The following is a 16,863-nucleotide window of genomic DNA, read 5'->3' on the forward strand; positions in this document are numbered from 1 at the left end:
ATGAAAAAAACGGCACTTGCGGCGCTGGCACTGTTTGCCAGTTCGGCCTGCCTGGCGGCGACGCCCTGGCAGAAAATTACCCACCCGGTGGCAGGTAGCGCGCAGTCTATCGGCGCGTTTTCCAATGGCTGCATTGTGGGGGCAGAGACGCTGCCCGTACAGTCCGAACACTATCAGGTGATGCGCACCGATCAACGTCGCTATTTTGGTCATCCTGACCTGGTGACGTTCATCCAGCGTCTGAGTACCCAGGCCAATAATCTGGGACTGGGGACGGTGTTAATCGGCGATATGGGTATGCCGGCCGGTGGACGTTTCAACGGCGGACACGCCAGCCACCAGACGGGGCTGGATGTCGATATTTTCCTGCAACTGCCAAAGACGCGCTGGACGCAGTCGCAACTGCTGCGACCACAGGCGCTGGATCTGGTCGCTCAGGATGGCAAACGTGTCGTACCGTCACTGTGGAAGCCGGAGATTTTCAGTCTGATCAGGCTGGCGGCAAAAGATAATGATGTAACGCGTATTTTCGTGAATCCGGCAATTAAACAGCAACTTTGTCTGGATGCAGGGAGCGACAGGGACTGGTTACGTAAAGTGCGGCCATGGTTCCAACACCGTGCACATATGCATGTCCGGTTACGTTGTCCTGCCGACAGTCTTGAGTGCGAAGATCAACCGTTACCTCCACCGGGTGATGGCTGTGGCGCGGAGCTGCAAAGCTGGTTCGAACCTCCTAAACCGGGAACCACTAAGCCTGAGAAGAAGACACCGCCTCCGTTGCCGCCTTCCTGCCAGGCGCTACTGGATGAGCATGTACTTTAATGGATAATTTTGCCGATCTGTTTATGGTGTCTCCGCTGCTGTTGGGCGTTCTTTTTTTTGTGGCCATTCTGGCGGGATTTATTGATTCCCTGGCGGGTGGCGGCGGCTTACTCACCATTCCTGCGCTGATGGCAGCAGGCATGCCGCCAGCTCAGGCGCTGGCAACGAATAAACTGCAAGCCTGCGGAGGGTCCATCTCCGCTTCGCTCTATTTTATCCGCCGTGGCGTGGTGAACCTGGCCGACCAGAAGCTTAATATCGCCATGACCTTCATCGGCTCAATGAGCGGCGCGCTGCTGGTCCAGCATGTGCAGTCGGACATTTTGCGCCAGATCCTGCCGATTCTGGTTATCTGTATCGGTCTCTACTTTCTGTTAATGCCTAAGCTGGGTGAAGAAGACCGACAGCGTCGGCTGTACGGCCTGCCTTTTGCGCTGGTCGCCGGGGGCTGCGTCGGTTTTTACGATGGCTTTTTTGGCCCGGCAGCCGGATCGTTTTACGCGCTGGCCTTTGTCATGCTGTGCGGTTACAACCTGGCGAAATCCACGGCGCACGCCAAAGTCTTGAATGCCACCTCGAATATCGGCGGGCTGCTGCTGTTCGCGCTGGGGGGCAAAGTGATTTGGGCCACCGGTTTTGTGATGCTCATCGGCCAATTTATTGGCGCACGAATGGGGTCACGACTGGTCCTCAGCAAAGGACAAAAACTGATTCGGCCAATGATCGTCATTGTCTCCGCAGTGATGAGCGCCAAGCTACTTTATGATAATCATGGACAGGAGATTCTCCACTGGCTGGGGATGAACTAATGAATACGACCCATCACTATGAACAGTTAATTGATATTTTTAACGGCTGCTTTGCCGATGAATTTAATACCCGTCTGATTAAAGGCGATGACGAACCGATCTACCTTCCTGCAGATACAGAATTGCCGTATCACCGGATCGTTTTTGCCCATGGCTACTACGCCAGTGCACTACATGAAATTTCACACTGGTGCATTGCCGGTAAAGCGCGCCGTGAACTGGTCGACTTTGGTTACTGGTACTGCCCAGACGGGCGTGACGCTAAAACACAATGTCAGTTTGAAGACGTGGAAGTGAAGCCCCAGGCATTTGACTGGCTGTTCTGCATGGCGGCGGGCTATCCGTTTAACGTTAGCTGCGACAACCTGGAAGGGGACTTTGAACCGGATCGCGTGGTGTTCCAGCGCCGTGTTCATGCTCAGGTGATGGCGTATCTGGAAAACGGCATTCCTGAACGTCCGGCGCGTTTTATTCGTGCGTTACAGAATTATTATCACACGCCTGAACTTAAGGCGGAACAATTCCCGTGGCCCGAAGCGCTCAACTGAAGCGGCTGCCACGTTTACAATGAGGAAATAAGATGATCGCGGAGTTTGAATCACGCATTCTGGTACTAATCGACGATATGGTAGAACATGCCAGCGATGATGAGCTGTTTGCCAGTGGGTACTTGCGTGGACACTTGACGCTGGCTGTGGCAGAACTGGACGGCGGCGATGACCATTCCGCTGAGGCACTGTACGCCAATGTTACCAGCAGCCTGGAAAAAGCCATCAGCGCGGGCGAACTTTCGCCGCGTGACCAGGCGTTAGTAAAAGAGATGTGGGACACGTTGTTCCAGAAGGCGACACAACAATAATTGCCTTGCGGGCCGGATGCCGTTAACGACTCATGCGGCCCGCAATGATGACCTCAGGATTTTACCGCTTTTCCCTTCACTAATTTTCTCACCCATAAACGGTTCGGATTTAACGCGGCAAGGGTTTCTGCATCCATTGGGATGGGTTCATTACTCATTTGCGCGGCCAGGATCTCTGCACACAGCGGGGCGGAACACAGTCCGCGCGAGCCCAGCGCGCCCAGCAAAAAGACGTCACGGTAAACCGGTGCGCGCGCGGCGGTCTCTTTGTGTTCTGACAGATTGGCGTACTGGCTGAGCGTTGCCTCATAGTCCGGCACATTGCCGACCATCGGTAAGTGATCGCGGGTGGCGCAGCGAACGCCACAGCGTGCCGATTGCCCACTGACATCCACCTCTTTTACCCATGCGGCATGCGGGAAGCAGTCGAGTAAACGCTGGCGGTTTTGCTGCTGATCCTCCTCGCGATACGTTGTCTCTTCCTCACCACGACGATAGCTCGCACCGATGCAATGATGCTGATTGGCCGGATTTTGCGGCGTGAGGTAGCCGTCGTAACACAACACCTGATGTAGGGCCGATAGTGCAGGCGTGGTGGGGATATGGCTCACCTGACCGCCGACAGAATAAACCGGTAACGGTTGGGTCTGATCAAAGCGATTTATGCGATGACCATTCGCCAGCACCACTACCTCGTGTTCGACGGTTTCGCCAGTCGCAAACTGAAGCTGCCAGCTGTTTTCCTGCTGTACAAGTGATGCCAGTGTATGTTGGTAATGGGTGCGTAATCCCAGCGTCGTGGCGTAATCCAGTACGGCGGCGGTGAGCTGCGCCGGACACAGCCATCCTCCGCCAGGATACTGAATCCCGCCGCAGTTGGTTGCGACGCCGGTTGTTTGCAGAACCTGCTCAGCATCAACGGCCAGCGCGAGGTCGTCGGGTAAGGCAAGCGACAACATCTGGGTGATTTTCTGTTGGCTTTTTTCATCCCAACCAAGTTGCGTTACGCCGCACCAGTCGTGGGCAAAATCCACCGGCAGGGCGTCATACAGACGTCGGGCAAAGGTAAATGCGGTGGGGAAAAAGAGATTAATGGCGGCGTCATGTTTACTGAGTAAAGGGTAAAGTGCGCCCTGACGATTACCGGATGCGCCCTGCGCAGGCTTATCGTCAGCGCAATACAGCGTTACCTGCCAGCCACGACGTAAGAGAGCCAGCGACAGCAGTGCGCTGGCAATACCGCCCCCGATAATAGCCGCTTCCCGTTTTTCCGTGCTGGCGCGTGAGAACCACGGTGCGGGTGACGGGAACGTGAGGTGTTGTTCCATCACGCCGCACAGCATTTCACGTTTGCGCCCAAAGCCTTTGCATTTCTGCATTGTAAAACCGGCGTCCTGCAAGCCCCGCCGGACAAAACCTGCGGAGGTGAAGGTTGCCAGCGTGCCGCCCGGACGGGCCAGCCGGGCCATGGCGTTAAACAGCGTTGGCGTCCACATATCGGGATTTTTTGCCGGCGCGAAACCGTCAAGGAACCAGGCGTCGACCTGCTGGTTCAGGGATTCATCCAACTTACTGGTGAGGTCGTTAATATCGCCGAACCACAAATCCAGCGTAACCCGACCTTCATCCAACAGCAGTCGATGACAACCTGCTAACGGTAGCGGCCACTGAGCCTGTAATGGCTCAGCCCACGGAGCCAGTTCCGGCCAATGCTGATGGGCCAACTTCAGGTCGTCACGCGTCAACGGATATTTTTCAAAACTGATGAAATGTAATCTTTTCAGGGTAGCGTCAGGGTGCGCAGTGCGAAAAGTCGTAAATGCCTGCCAGAGTGTGAGGAAGTTTAGCCCAGTGCCAAAACCACTTTCCGCCACTATGAATAACTGGCGTGAATGGGTGGGGAATCGGTCCGCGAGATGATTGCCGCCGAGAAAGACATAACGCGTCTCTTCCAGCCCGTTATCGTTAGAAAAATAGACATCGTCAAAATCTCGGGAAACAGGTGTACCCTCAGCGTTGAATTCGAGGTTGGCAGGTTGTATCGCGTATTGTTTCACGTAAGTTACTCGTCTGGCTTGCTGTGTCTCGATCTTAACGATGAGTGCCTGAGTGCGCAAATTTCCACATAAAATGGCTGATCGGACTTGTTCGGCGTACAAGTGTACGCTATTGTGCCACTCGAAACTTTAAAATAGTGCGACTTACAGAGGTATTGAATGAAACGTGCAGTGATTACTGGCTTGGGCATCGTTTCCAGCATCGGTAATAACCAGCAGGAAGTCCTGGCATCTCTGCGTGAAGGACGTTCAGGGATCACTTTCTCTCAGGAGCTGAAGGACTCCGGCATGCGTAGCCACGTTTGGGGCAACGTAAAACTGGATACCACTGGACTCATTGACCGTAAAGTTGTGCGCTTTATGAGCGACGCATCCATCTATGCATTCCTTTCTATGGAGCAGGCAGTGGCTGACGCCGGCCTCTCTGCAGAAGTTTACCAGAATAACCCGCGCGTTGGCCTGATTGCAGGTTCCGGCGGCGGCTCCCCACGTTTTCAGGTGTTCGGCGCTGACGCAATGCGTAGCCCGCGTGGCCTGAAAGCGGTTGGCCCGTATGTGGTCACAAAAGCGATGGGCTCAGGTGTGTCTGCCTGCCTCGCAACCCCGTTTAAAATCCACGGTGTGAACTACTCCATCAGCTCCGCCTGTGCGACATCTTCGCACTGTATCGGTAATGCGGTTGAGCAGATTCAGTTGGGCAAACAGGATATCGTTTTTGCTGGCGGCGGCGAAGAGCTGTGCTGGGAAATGGCCTGTGAGTTCGACGCCATGGGCGCACTGTCTACCAAATATAACGACTGCCCGGAAAAAGCATCCCGTACTTATGATGCGAACCGTGACGGTTTCGTTATCGCAGGCGGCGGCGGTATGGTTGTGGTTGAAGAGCTGGAACACGCTCTGGCACGTGGCGCGCATATCTATGCTGAAATCGTTGGCTACGGCGCAACGTCCGATGGCGCAGACATGGTGGCTCCATCAGGTGAAGGCGCAGTGCGTTGCATGCAGATGGCGATGAACGGCGTAGATACGCCAATCGACTACCTGAACTCCCACGGTACCTCTACTCCGGTAGGCGACGTGAAAGAACTGGGCGCTATCCGTGAAGTCTTCGGCGACAACAGCCCGGCGATCTCCGCAACCAAAGCGATGACTGGTCACTCTCTGGGCGCGGCTGGCGTGCAGGAAGCTATCTACTCCCTGCTGATGCTGGAACACGGCTTTATCGCACCAAGCATCAACATCGAAGAGATGGACGAGCAGGCGGCGGGTCTGAACATCGTGACCGAACCGACTGAAAAAGCGCTGACGACCGTCATGTCCAACAGCTTCGGCTTTGGCGGCACGAATGCCACGCTGGTTATGCGTAAGTTGAAAGCGTAAGTTGAAAGCGTAAGTCTGACTTTGTCGGCTGGATAAGGCGTTATACCGCTATCCGGCTGCAACGCAGAATCGAAGGGGAGCCATCAGGCTCCCTTTTATTTATTCATTTTTTCGTATTCCGGGGCGATTTCAGCAGACCATGCTTTGGCCCACGTAATATCTCCGGCGCTGTAGATCGGGTATTCGAAATGACTGCCTGCATCCTGGACGCGATAAATTTTCCAGCGACCGTCCTCCCGGCGTGTATATACCTCCAACCAAACAGGTGCCGACTCAGTACCTAACTGAACGTCAACTTTTTCACCGCCAAGAAAGGGCCGAGCTTGCCCAACCCGTAACTGCGGGATCCACTCCGGGGCGTAATCCTGCACATACATAAAGTAGTCTGCATCCAGAATCTCCTGTTCATACAGCGTATCAATCATCGCCAGACGGTTGATAACGTCTTTAGCCACATAGCGTTGCATGAGTGCGGATGTATCCCGGTCTTGTGTGTATGCGGACATCCACGCGAGATAGAACTGTTTAACATCCTCGGTACTGTCGTGGTGGGTTGTGGCGCAACCGCACAGCAGCAGGATCAGAGCAATAAACGAGAACGTTTTCATTACTGCTTCCTGTAAATAGTGTATGACGGCTTAGCCACCTGAATTGACGTATGCAAGGTAGTCGACACTGTGTAGTTGTAAATATATTTTGTATGTTATTGAGCATAACTGCCGAGTATTATAATCCTGCTCTGTATCTATTTAAATTGCTGTTAATGCTATAAAATTTAATAATGTGTTGAGCTTGAATATTATTTAATATTATTGAACTGAGGGTTAATTCTGTATCCTGGTTAATTAACTTCCCGGTTGACAAGTTAAGACGCTCACAGGCAGACTCCAGGTTCAACATTATCCTCATGATAATGCGTAAGCGTTTAACGTTATCCAACGCACCTTAATCCTGATCGTCAGGTAGAGGGGGGCGTGGGCATTCCTCGCCTTACTCTGCATTCTGGAGTAACGCATGACAGCAGTAACCCAACAAGAAAAAACACCGTCGGCGAATGTGTCGCTGTTTCGTATCGCTTTTGCCGTTTTCCTGACCTATATGACGGTCGGGCTACCTTTACCCGTCATCCCACTGTTTGTGCACCAGGAGCTAGGCTATGGCAACACCATGGTCGGCATTGCCGTGGGCATCCAGTTTCTGGCAACGGTCTTAACACGTGGCTACGCCGGGCGCTTAGCCGATCAATACGGTGCCAAACGTTCGGTGCTGCAGGGGATGTTGGCCTGTGCACTGGCGGGAGTCGCGTGGCTATTAGCGGCACTTTTACCCGTTTCCGTTCCAGTAAAGTTTGCGTTGTTGATTGTCGGACGTCTGATCCTCGGCTTTGGCGAAAGTCAGTTGTTGACCGGCACCCTGACCTGGGGATTGGGGCTGGTTGGGCCAACGCGTTCCGGCAAGGTGATGTCGTGGAATGGGATGGCGATTTACGGCGCCCTGGCGGCCGGTGCGCCGTTGGGTCTGCTGATCCACAGCCATTTTGGCTTTGCAGCGCTGGCGGCGACCACCATGGCATTGCCGCTGCTGGCATGGGCATTCAATGGCACCGTGCGTAAAGTGCCCGCCCATGCGGGGGAACGTCCTTCGCTATGGAGCGTGGTTGGGCTTATCTGGAAACCGGGGCTGGGGTTAGCGCTGCAGGGCGTGGGGTTTGCGGTGATCGGCACGTTTATTTCGCTCTATTTTGTCAGCAACGGCTGGACGATGGCAGGTTTTACCCTGACCGCGTTCGGCGGTGCGTTTGTGCTCATGCGCATTCTATTTGGCTGGATGCCGGATCGGTTTGGCGGCGTGAAGGTGGCGGTGGTTTCTTTGTTGGTTGAAACCGTGGGGCTGCTGCTGCTCTGGCAGGCGCCAACGGCCTGGATTGCGCTGCTGGGTGCAGCATTAACCGGGGCCGGATGCTCGCTGATCTTCCCGGCGCTGGGCGTAGAGGTGGTGAAGCGCGTTCCTGCACAGGTACGCGGTACTGCACTCGGTGGTTACGCCGCATTTCAGGATATCTCCTACGGCGTAAGCGGTCCTGTCGCGGGCGTTCTGGCCACCGCGTACGGCTATTCCTCGGTATTCCTTGCCGGGGCGATTTCCGCGGTGGTGGGGATTGTTGTGACGCTGCTGACGTTGCGCAAAAGCTAAACGACGAGCCAGAATATAGCTAACACAACCAGTAGAGCCGCAAATAGCAGTCCCGGTCGCGCCGACAGTGATTTAACGGTTTCAATCACTGGCGTGAACGGGCTGTAAATCGGCTGGAGGTGGCGCGGATCGCTTAATTCCTGCTCCCTGTCACGCTCAACGCGGCGCAGGAAGATTTGATTGAGCAAATCCTGTATCTGCACGGTGGTAAGAATCGTTTGCGGTTGGATCTGATACGTTTGCTGCGCGTAGTCCTTGATGGCCACAAGTTCATTTGGCTCTAACGGCTGCTTGAGCGCCGCCTGCAACGTTTGCAACGTCGGGGCATTTTGCAGGCTCAGCGTCTGGCGTGCCTGTAGCCAGGTGACCAGGTGCGTAAACTGTTTTGCCGGGATCAGCTCACCGCTTTTTACCCCAGACAGTTCCAGCATCGACTGCCAGATCAGCTTGCCGGATTCTCCTGTAGCGGCCGCTACTTTTGTAACCAGTTGATTCAGCGTGTTGTGCTCGGCGGGTAGCAGAGGGCGAGCGGTTGCCGGGCGTTGCTGCGGCTGCGGAATAGAAAGCTGCCCCTGCTGCAATAGCGTCAGCACATTTTTCAACTGATCGGGCGTGAGCTGGCTGAGTGCCGTTTGTCCGTACTGTTGACGGATAAAATCGCTCACTGCCTGACGATTATTCCCCTGACTCAGCAGTTCCGTAAGCTGCGCCAGCACCTGACGATTGACATGCTTTTGTTGAGCAACCCCAAGTCGTTGGGTCAGGTTTTGTTCTGCAGCAGGAAAGTGACGTGACTGTAACGGCGTATCACTTTTGACGCCCAGATCGTGCTTCATTCCGGCCCACACCTCAGCGCTCTGCTGTTGGGTAAGTGAAATCAGACGGGTAATCAGTCGTTCCAGCACGGTACGTTGTTGCGTGGATAACGGTTGTTCGCCCGTAACGGAAGGGGCGTTTTGGCCTTCACCGGGAGGGCGCGCGGGCGTACCTGAAATGGGCTGCATCATCTCTGTTCCTTAAAACTGTGCTAGCCAGGTCTCGCAGTATGCCTGGCGGCGAGATTATGGCACACTTGCCCGGTTAACTCTCGTTCTCAAACAGGTGCGAAAGACGTGAAAATCCTCGTTGATGAAAATATGCCCTATGCCCGCGAACTGTTCAGTCGTTTGGGGGAGGTAAAAGCGGTTCCCGGTCGTCCGATTCCCGTCGCAGAACTGGATGATGCGGACGCCTTAATGGTGCGCTCGGTGACGAAGGTCAATGAAGCACTGCTTGGCGGAAAACCGGTTAAGTTTGTCGGGACGGCAACTGCGGGCACTGACCATGTGGATGAAGCCTGGCTTGCACAGTCTGAGATTGGCTTCTCTGCCGCGCCCGGTTGCAATGCGATTGCGGTTGTTGAGTATGTCTTTTCAGCACTGCTGATGCTGGCGGAGCGCGATGGTTTTGCGTTAGCCGATCGCACCGTGGGTATTGTTGGTGTCGGCAATGTGGGCGCGCGTTTGCAGGCGCGACTGGAAGCATTAGGGATCCGCACGTTACTTTGCGATCCGCCGCGTGCTGACCGGGGAGACGAGGGCGATTTCCGCTCGCTGAACGAACTGGTTGAGCACGCCGATGTACTGACTTTCCATACGCCGTTGTTTAAAGACGGTCCGTACAAGACTCTGCATTTGGCTGATGAAGCACTAATTGGCCGACTGAAGCCGGGCACCATCCTGATTAACGCCTGCCGTGGGCCGGTCATCGACAATACCGCGTTGCTGTCCCGCCTTAATGCCGGGCAACATCTGAGCGTAGTGTTGGATGTCTGGGAGGGCGAGCCGGACCTGAATGTCGCGTTGCTCGAGAAAGCGGATATCGGTACGGCGCATATTGCAGGATACACCCTTGAAGGGAAGGCTCGGGGAACCACGCAGGTCTTTGAGGCCTATAGCAAGTTTATTGGCCACGAACAGCACGTTGCACTGAGCACCCTGTTACCTGCCCCGGAATTTGGACGCATCACGCTGCATGGCCCGTTGGATCAGCCAACGCTGAAAAGGCTGGTGCATTTAGTGTATGATGTGCGCCGCGACGATGCGCCCCTGCGTAAAGTCGCTGGAATTCCGGGTGAGTTTGATAAACTGCGTAAAAATTACCTTGAGCGCCGTGAATGGTCGTCTTTGTACGTCATGTGTGACGACGCCGCTGCCGCTACCTTGTTGTGTAAGCTGGGTTTTAACGCCGTTCATCACCCGGCACATTAATGTCTTCTTAATGCTCCCTGTCGAATAATACGACAGGGACGCTTACGTATTTCTGGAGTAAATCACCATGTCTGAAGGCTGGAATATTGCCATTCTGGGCGCAACGGGCGCCGTAGGCGAAGCCCTGCTCGACACGCTGGCGGAACGCCAGTTCCCGGTCGGTGAGATCTATGCGCTGGCTCGTAATGAAAGCGCGGGTGAGCACCTGCGTTTTAACGGTAAATCAATCATTGTCCAGGACGTCGCTGACTTTGACTGGACTCAAGCGCAGCTGGCCTTTTTTGTCGCGGGCGTGGAAGCCACCGCAGCATGGGTAGAAGAAGCCACCAATGCGGGTTGCCTGGTGATTGACAGCAGCGGTTTGTTTGCGCTTGAGCCGGACGTCCCGCTGGTGGTACCGGACGTGAACCCGTTCGTACTGGCAGATTACCGCAACCGCAACGTGATTGCGGTCCCTGGCAGCCTGACCAGCCAACTGTTGTCTGCATTGAAACCGTTGATTGACGACGGTGGCCTTTCGCGTATTACGGTGACCAATATTATCTCAGCTTCCGCTCATGGCAAAAAAGCGGTAGATGCGCTGGCCGGGCAAAGTGCGAAACTGCTCAACGGTATTCCGGTTGATGACGACGATTTCTTTGGCCGTCAACTGGCGTTCAACATGCTGCCGTTGCTGCCAGACCGCGAAGGCAGTGTGCGTGAAGAGCGTCGTATCGTTGATGAAGTGCGTAAAATCATGCAGGACGAGGGGCTGATGATCTCCGCCAGCATCGTACAGTCGCCGGTGTTCTACGGTCATGCGCAAATGGTGAGCTTTGAAGCATTACGTCCGCTGGCAGCAGAAGAAGCGCGCGATGCGTTTGAGCGCGGCGAGGACATTGTGCTTTCAGAAGCGACCGATTTCCCAACCCAGGTCAGCGATGCGTCGGGTAGCCCACATCTTTCGGTAGGCTGCGTGCACAATGATTACGGTATGCCAGAACAGGTACAGTTTTGGTCTGTAGCAGACAACGTACGCTTTGGCGGCGCGTTGATGGCGGTGAAAATCGCTGAAAAACTGGTGCAGGAGTATATGTACTAATGTCTGACCTGCAACAGCTGCCCGTCCATAAAATTGCGCTGGGTATTGAGTATGATGGCAGCAAATATTATGGCTGGCAGCGCCAGAACGAAGTTCGCAGCGTTCAGGAAAAGCTGGAAAAAGCACTTTCGCAGGTCGCCAATGAACGCATCACGGTATTTTGTGCCGGGCGTACCGATGCTGGCGTTCATGGTACGGGCCAGGTGGTGCACTTTGAGACCACCGCGCAACGTAAAGATGCGGCATGGACGCTGGGGGTAAATGCGAATTTACCTGGTGACATTGCCGTGCGTTGGGTGAAAGCTGTACCGGATGATTTTCATGCGCGGTTTAGCGCCACGGCGCGCCGCTACCGTTATATCATCTACAATCATCGGTTGCGCCCAGCAGTTCTGGGTAAAGGCGTGACGCATTACTATGAGCCGTTGGATGCTGAACGTATGCATCGCGCGGCCCAATGCCTGATTGGGGAGAATGATTTCACCTCGTTTCGGGCAGTGCAGTGCCAGTCGCGCACACCGTGGCGTAACGTGATGCACATTAACGTGACGCGTCATGGTCCTTATGTGGTGGTAGATATTAAAGCGAATGCCTTTGTACATCATATGGTCAGGAATATTGTTGGCAGCCTGATGGAAGTAGGTGCCCACAACCAGCCGGAGAGCTGGATAGCAGAACTGTTAGCGGCGAAGGACAGAACGCTGGCAGCGGCAACGGCGAAAGCGGAAGGTTTGTATCTGGTGGCGGTAGATTACCCCGACCGGTTTGACCTGCCAAAACCGCCGATGGGCCCGCTATTTCTGGCGGACTAATTTGAGTCGTATAAAGGCATACTATGGAACTGATTTACTTTCTTATTGATTTTATCCTGCACATTGATGTGCACCTGGCGGAGTTGGTCGCAGAATACGGTGTCTGGGTATATGCCATTCTGTTTCTGATCCTGTTCTGTGAAACCGGACTGGTGGTTACGCCGTTCCTGCCGGGAGATTCGCTGCTGTTTGTCGCAGGCGCGCTTTCTGCATTGCCCACTAATGATTTAAATGTCCATCTGATGGTGGCGTTAATGATCGTGGCGGCAATCGTGGGCGATGCGGTGAACTACACTATCGGTCGGGTGTTCGGCGAAAGGCTGTTCAGCAATCCGAACTCGAAAATTTTCCGTCGCAGCTATCTGGATAAAACCCACGCGTTCTATGAGCGTCATGGCGGTAAAACCATTATTCTGGCGCGTTTTGTCCCTATCGTACGCACATTTGCACCGTTTGTTGCCGGTATGGGACACATGTCCTACCGTCATTTTGCACTGTTTAACGTAGCGGGCGCGCTGCTGTGGGTATTACTGTTCACCTACGCAGGCTATCTGTTTGGCGATCTGCCGGTGGTGCAGGAAAACCTGAAATTATTGATTGTGGCGATTATCGTCCTCTCCGTATTGCCTGGTGTTATCGAAGTGATTCGTCACAAACGCGCAGCATCAAGGGCGCAAAAATAGAAAGTAACTCAGCGGTTCGACCACTTTTTTGTCCAAAGTTTCGGGCTGTTATGTTTTAATGTGCAACATTCATGGTCTGTTGGGGGCAAAAATGGCATTATGCGCCCCTTATAACAAAGCTGACTAAGGTTCAGGCAGAAAGGTCACCAATGAGCTGGATTGAACGAATTAAAAGCAATATTACTCCCACCCGCAAGGCAAGCATTCCTGAAGGGGTGTGGACCAAGTGTGATAGCTGCGGTCAGGTATTATACCGTGCTGAGCTGGAACGTAATCTTGAGGTCTGTCCGAAGTGTGACCATCATATGCGCATGTCGGCGCGCAATCGCCTGCATAGCCTGTTAGATGAAGGTTCTCTTGTGGAGTTGGGTAGCGAGCTTGAGCCGAAAGACCTGCTGAAGTTTCGTGACTCCAAGAAGTATAAAGACAGACTGGCTTCTGCGCAGAAAGAAACCGGCGAAAAAGATGCGCTGGTAGTAATGAAAGGCACGCTTCACGGTATGCCGGTCGTTGCAGCCGCATTCGAGTTCGCGTTTATGGGCGGCTCCATGGGTTCTGTGGTTGGCGCACGTTTTGTTCGTGCCGTTGAGCAGGCGCTGGAAGACAATTGTCCGCTGATCTGCTTCTCCGCTTCCGGCGGGGCGCGCATGCAGGAAGCGCTGATGTCACTGATGCAGATGGCTAAAACCTCTGCGGCGCTGGCAAAAATGCAGGAACGCGGTTTACCGTATATCTCTGTACTGACTGACCCAACCATGGGCGGTGTTTCTGCAAGTTTCGCGATGCTGGGCGACCTCAACATTGCTGAACCGAAAGCACTGATTGGCTTTGCCGGTCCACGTGTTATCGAGCAAACCGTACGTGAAAAACTGCCGCCGGGATTCCAGCGCAGTGAATTCCTGATTGAAAAAGGCGCTATCGATATGATCGTCCGCCGTCCGGAAATGCGCCTGAAACTGGCGAGCGTTCTGGCGAAGCTGATGAATCTTCCGGCGCCGAATCCGGATGAGCCGACTGAAGGCGTAGTGGTACCTCCGGTACCCGATCAGGAATCAGAGGCCTGATAACGGACTCTATGGATTTCGCGTCGCAGGAAGACGGTGAGTGATTCCCGATGAGCTTACACCGCTAAGTGATTCGGGGGAGCGAGCACAGCCAACGCGCCTGCAACGTGAAAGACGACGAGTAGAAAAGGGCAGGCCGGTTGGCGCTGCCCTTTTGCTTTTATTAACGTGACGAATTGACAGGCATCATGGACAATAAACGTATTCCCCAAGCCGCGTCGCCCCTGGCGTCGTGGCTTTCTTATCTGGAAAACCTGCACAGTAAAACCATCGATCTCGGCCTCGAGCGCGTCAGCCAGGTTGCACGAAATCTGGGTGTGCTGAAACCCGCGCCGTTTGTTTTCACGGTGGCAGGCACCAACGGTAAGGGTACAACCTGCCGTACGCTGGAATCCGTACTGACCGCGGCGGGATATAAAGTCGGGGTATACAGTTCTCCTCATCTGGTGCGCTACACGGAACGTGTTCGCGTGCAGGGGCGTGAACTCGCGGAATCTGCCCATACTGCCTCGTTTGCCGAGATTGAAGCCGCACGCGGTGATATTTCGCTGAGCTATTTTGAATACGGTACGCTGTCGGCGCTGTGGTTATTTAAGCAGGCTAAGCTTGATGTGGTGATTCTGGAAGTCGGCCTGGGCGGGCGCCTTGATGCTACCAATATCGTTGATGCTGATGTCGCCGTAGTCACCAGTATTGCGCTTGACCATACTGACTGGCTGGGGCCGGATCGCGAAAGCATTGGTCGTGAGAAGGCTGGGATCTTCCGCGCTGAAAAACCGGCCATTGTCGGTGAACCGGAAATGCCTTACACCATTGCCGATGTGGCACAAGAGACCGGGGCTATTTTGCAGCGCTGTGGCGTCGACTGGCGCTATACGGTGACGGAAAGCGACTGGTCCTTCACCGACAGTCACGGTACGCTGACGCATCTTCCGTTACCTCAGGTGCCGCAACCTAATGCCGCCACGGCGTTGGCTGCGCTACGGGCAAGCGGACTTGATGTTAGCGGGCAAGCAATTCGTGAGGGGATTGAGCAGGCCATTTTACCGGGGCGTTTCCAGATTGTGAGCGAATCGCCGCGCGTTATTTTTGATGTCGCACATAATCCTCATGCAGCAGAATATCTGACCGGGCGTCTGAAAAAGTTAGTGAAAAACGGGCGCGTGCTTGCGGTTATCGGTATGCTACATGATAAAGACATTGCTGGTACGCTGGCCTGGCTGAAAAGTGTGGTAAACGCGTGGTATTGTGCGCCCCTGGAAGGGCCGCGAGGCGCGACGGCAGAACAACTGCTGGAACATCTGGGAACAGGTGAAGCCTATGATAGCGTGGCGCAGGCATGGCGTGCGGCGTTGGCAGATGCAAAACCAGAAGATACCGTGTTGGTGTGTGGATCGTTTCACACTGTCGCACATGTCATGGAAGTGATAGACGTGGGGAGAAGCGGTGGCGAGTAAGTTTCAGAATCGATTAGTCGGCACGATTGTGCTGGTTGCGCTCGGGGTGATTGTGCTTCCTGGGTTGCTTGACGGGCAGAAAAAACATTATCAGGATGAGTTCGCGGCCATTCCGTTGGTGCCAAAACCTGGTGACCGCGATGAACCGGATATGATGCCTGCTGCCACGCAGGCGCTGCCGACGCAGCCGCCGGAAGGTGCAGCAGAAGAGGTGCGTGCGGGCGATGCTGCCGCGCCGTCGTTGGATCCGTCGCGCCTGCCGGTGGCTAACGGCGCGGAGTTTGATCCTATTCCTGCGCCGGTCGAGCAACCTAAACCTAAACCGAAGCCACAACCTGTTGTTGCGACGCCAGTGCCAACACCGGCTGCACCTGCACCGAAACCGGTTGTCGCAGAAGCGCCGGCACCGACCGGCAAAGCGTATGTTGTGCAACTGGGTGCGCTGAAAAATGCGGACAAGGTCAATGAGATCGTGGGTAAACTTCGCGGTGCGGGTTTCCGGGTATTTACTTCCCCGTCCACGCCGGTACAGGGTAAAATAACCCGTATTCTCGTTGGGCCTGACGCCTCCAGAGATAAGCTGAAAAATTCGCTTGGCGAACTGCAGAAGATCTCCGGCTTGAGTGGGGTCGTGATGGGGTATACCCCTAATTAAGGGGACGTTGCCTGATGGCGCTGCGCTCTACGGCGCTACGCTTAGGTAGGCCGGATAAGGTGTTTACACCGCCATCCGGCAGTGCCCAAAGAGGCAAAAAGTTAGATGGCGTTGAAGATTTTTTCAGCGCCATTTTTATTTACGCGTGGAAAGGAAATCCCTACGCAAACGTTTTCTTTTTCTGTTAGAATGCGCCCCGAACAGGACGACAGGGCGTAAAATCGTGGGACATATATGGTCTGGATTGATTACGCCATTATCGCGGTGATTGGTTTTTCCTGTCTGGTTAGCCTGATCCGTGGCTTTGTTCGTGAAGCATTATCGTTGGTGACTTGGGGTTGTGCTTTCTTTGTCGCCAGCCATTACTACACTTACCTGTCTGTCTGGTTTACGGGCTTTGAAGACGAACTGGTTCGAAATGGGATTGCTATCGCGATACTGTTTATCGCGACACTTATCGTCGGCGCTATCGTTAACTTTGTGATAGGCCAACTGGTGGAGAAAACAGGTCTGTCGGGTACCGACAGGGTGTTGGGGATCTGCTTCGGTGCTTTGCGCGGAGCGTTGATCGTCGCCGCCATACTGTTCTTTCTCGATACGTTTACCGGTGTGTCGAAAAGTGAAGACTGGAGTAAGTCGCAGCTGATCCCGCAGTTCAGTTTCATCATCAGATGGTTCTTTGACTATCTGCAAAGCTCGTCAAGTTTCTTGCCCAAAGTATAAATTTTGGGTCGTTGCT

General features: G+C 54.3%; 17 protein-coding genes. 14 read left to right on the forward strand and 3 right to left on the reverse strand.

Translation table 11 applies throughout. The features are described from left to right. Genes mepA through FDW88_RS04695 form a run of 4 tightly spaced genes read left to right on the forward strand, consistent with a single transcriptional unit; the run spans window position 1 to window position 2,493 of the window. A complete protein-coding gene (gene mepA, locus FDW88_RS04680; protein WP_137362117.1) occupies window positions 1-825 on the forward strand; it encodes a penicillin-insensitive murein endopeptidase in 825 nt (274 codons plus the stop codon). Continuing rightward, complete coding sequence (locus FDW88_RS04685) at window positions 825-1,634, forward strand: sulfite exporter TauE/SafE family protein (protein WP_096756329.1); 810 nt, start codon at window positions 825-827, stop codon at window positions 1,632-1,634. Before mepA ends, FDW88_RS04685 begins: the two co-directional genes overlap by 1 nt. Continuing rightward, entirely contained in the window at window positions 1,634-2,182 is a 549-nt protein-coding gene (locus FDW88_RS04690) for an elongation factor P hydroxylase (RefSeq protein ID WP_115257889.1), read from the forward strand. Before FDW88_RS04685 ends, FDW88_RS04690 begins: the two co-directional genes overlap by 1 nt. Window positions 2,183-2,214: 32 nt before the next feature. Further along, window positions 2,215-2,493, forward strand: a complete 279-nt coding sequence (locus FDW88_RS04695) for a YfcL family protein (protein WP_096756331.1) — start codon at window positions 2,215-2,217, stop codon at window positions 2,491-2,493. Window positions 2,494-2,546: 53 nt separating this feature from the next. Here the strand turns inward: FDW88_RS04695 and mnmC are convergent, their stop codons facing one another. Beyond that, window positions 2,547-4,550, reverse strand: coding sequence for a bifunctional tRNA (5-methylaminomethyl-2-thiouridine)(34)-methyltransferase MnmD/FAD-dependent 5-carboxymethylaminomethyl-2-thiouridine(34) oxidoreductase MnmC (mnmC, locus tag FDW88_RS04700; RefSeq protein ID WP_137362118.1), 2,004 nt, complete (start codon window positions 4,548-4,550; stop codon window positions 2,547-2,549). Window positions 4,551-4,709: 159 nt separating this feature from the next. Between mnmC and fabB the strand changes: the two genes are divergently transcribed. After that, window positions 4,710-5,930, forward strand: coding sequence for a beta-ketoacyl-ACP synthase I (gene fabB, locus FDW88_RS04705; protein WP_096756333.1), 1,221 nt, complete (start codon window positions 4,710-4,712; stop codon window positions 5,928-5,930). Between the two features lie 95 nt (window positions 5,931-6,025). On the opposite strand, the gene FDW88_RS04710 is transcribed toward fabB, so the two are convergent. Continuing rightward, on the reverse strand, window positions 6,026-6,538 hold the full coding sequence (locus tag FDW88_RS04710; RefSeq protein WP_137362119.1) for a YbjP/YqhG family protein: 513 nt from the start codon (window positions 6,536-6,538) through the stop codon (window positions 6,026-6,028). Window positions 6,539-6,944: 406 nt separating this feature from the next. Between FDW88_RS04710 and FDW88_RS04715 the strand changes: the two genes are divergently transcribed. Then, window positions 6,945-8,123: an MFS transporter gene (locus FDW88_RS04715; protein WP_137362120.1), complete on the forward strand. Its 1,179-nt coding sequence runs from the start codon at window positions 6,945-6,947 to the stop codon at window positions 8,121-8,123. On the opposite strand, the gene flk is transcribed toward FDW88_RS04715, so the two are convergent. Beyond that, entirely contained in the window at window positions 8,120-9,127 is a 1,008-nt protein-coding gene (gene flk, locus FDW88_RS04720) for a flagella biosynthesis regulator Flk (protein ID WP_137362159.1), read from the reverse strand. The two genes, FDW88_RS04715 and flk, sit on opposite strands and share 4 nt — an antisense overlap. 108 nt (window positions 9,128-9,235) lie before the next feature. Between flk and pdxB the strand changes: the two genes are divergently transcribed. The 8 genes from pdxB (at window position 9,236) to cvpA (ending at window position 16,847) form a co-directional block, all read left to right on the forward strand. Beyond that, complete coding sequence (gene pdxB / locus FDW88_RS04725) at window positions 9,236-10,372, forward strand: 4-phosphoerythronate dehydrogenase PdxB (protein ID WP_137362121.1); 1,137 nt, start codon at window positions 9,236-9,238, stop codon at window positions 10,370-10,372. Window positions 10,373-10,439: 67 nt separating this feature from the next. Next, window positions 10,440-11,453, forward strand: coding sequence for an aspartate-semialdehyde dehydrogenase (locus tag FDW88_RS04730; RefSeq protein ID WP_137362122.1), 1,014 nt, complete (start codon window positions 10,440-10,442; stop codon window positions 11,451-11,453). Next, on the forward strand, window positions 11,453-12,265 hold the full coding sequence (gene truA / locus FDW88_RS04735) for a tRNA pseudouridine(38-40) synthase TruA (RefSeq protein ID WP_096756340.1): 813 nt from the start codon (window positions 11,453-11,455) through the stop codon (window positions 12,263-12,265). The genes FDW88_RS04730 and truA overlap by 1 nt, the downstream gene beginning before the upstream one ends. 23 nt (window positions 12,266-12,288) lie before the next feature. After that, window positions 12,289-12,948: a DedA family protein gene (locus FDW88_RS04740; RefSeq protein WP_096756341.1), complete on the forward strand. Its 660-nt coding sequence runs from the start codon at window positions 12,289-12,291 to the stop codon at window positions 12,946-12,948. 149 nt (window positions 12,949-13,097) lie between these two features. Next, the gene (gene accD / locus FDW88_RS04745) at window positions 13,098-14,012 is read left to right on the forward strand and encodes an acetyl-CoA carboxylase, carboxyltransferase subunit beta (RefSeq protein ID WP_096756342.1); all 915 of its coding nucleotides are present in this window, start codon (window positions 13,098-13,100) and stop codon (window positions 14,010-14,012) included. Between the two features lie 188 nt (window positions 14,013-14,200). Then, a complete protein-coding gene (folC, locus tag FDW88_RS04750) occupies window positions 14,201-15,469 on the forward strand; it encodes a bifunctional tetrahydrofolate synthase/dihydrofolate synthase (protein ID WP_137362123.1) in 1,269 nt (422 codons plus the stop codon). Next, window positions 15,459-16,124: a cell division protein DedD gene (gene dedD, locus FDW88_RS04755; protein ID WP_137362124.1), complete on the forward strand. Its 666-nt coding sequence runs from the start codon at window positions 15,459-15,461 to the stop codon at window positions 16,122-16,124. The genes folC and dedD overlap by 11 nt, the downstream gene beginning before the upstream one ends. Before the next feature lie 234 nt (window positions 16,125-16,358). After that, the gene (gene cvpA, locus FDW88_RS04760) at window positions 16,359-16,847 is read left to right on the forward strand and encodes a colicin V production protein (RefSeq protein WP_096756345.1); all 489 of its coding nucleotides are present in this window, start codon (window positions 16,359-16,361) and stop codon (window positions 16,845-16,847) included. Window positions 16,848-16,863: the final 16 nt, after the last annotated feature.

Source organism: Citrobacter sp. wls829 (genome assembly GCF_005280825.1).
Classification (GTDB): domain Bacteria; phylum Pseudomonadota; class Gammaproteobacteria; order Enterobacterales; family Enterobacteriaceae; genus Citrobacter; species Citrobacter gillenii.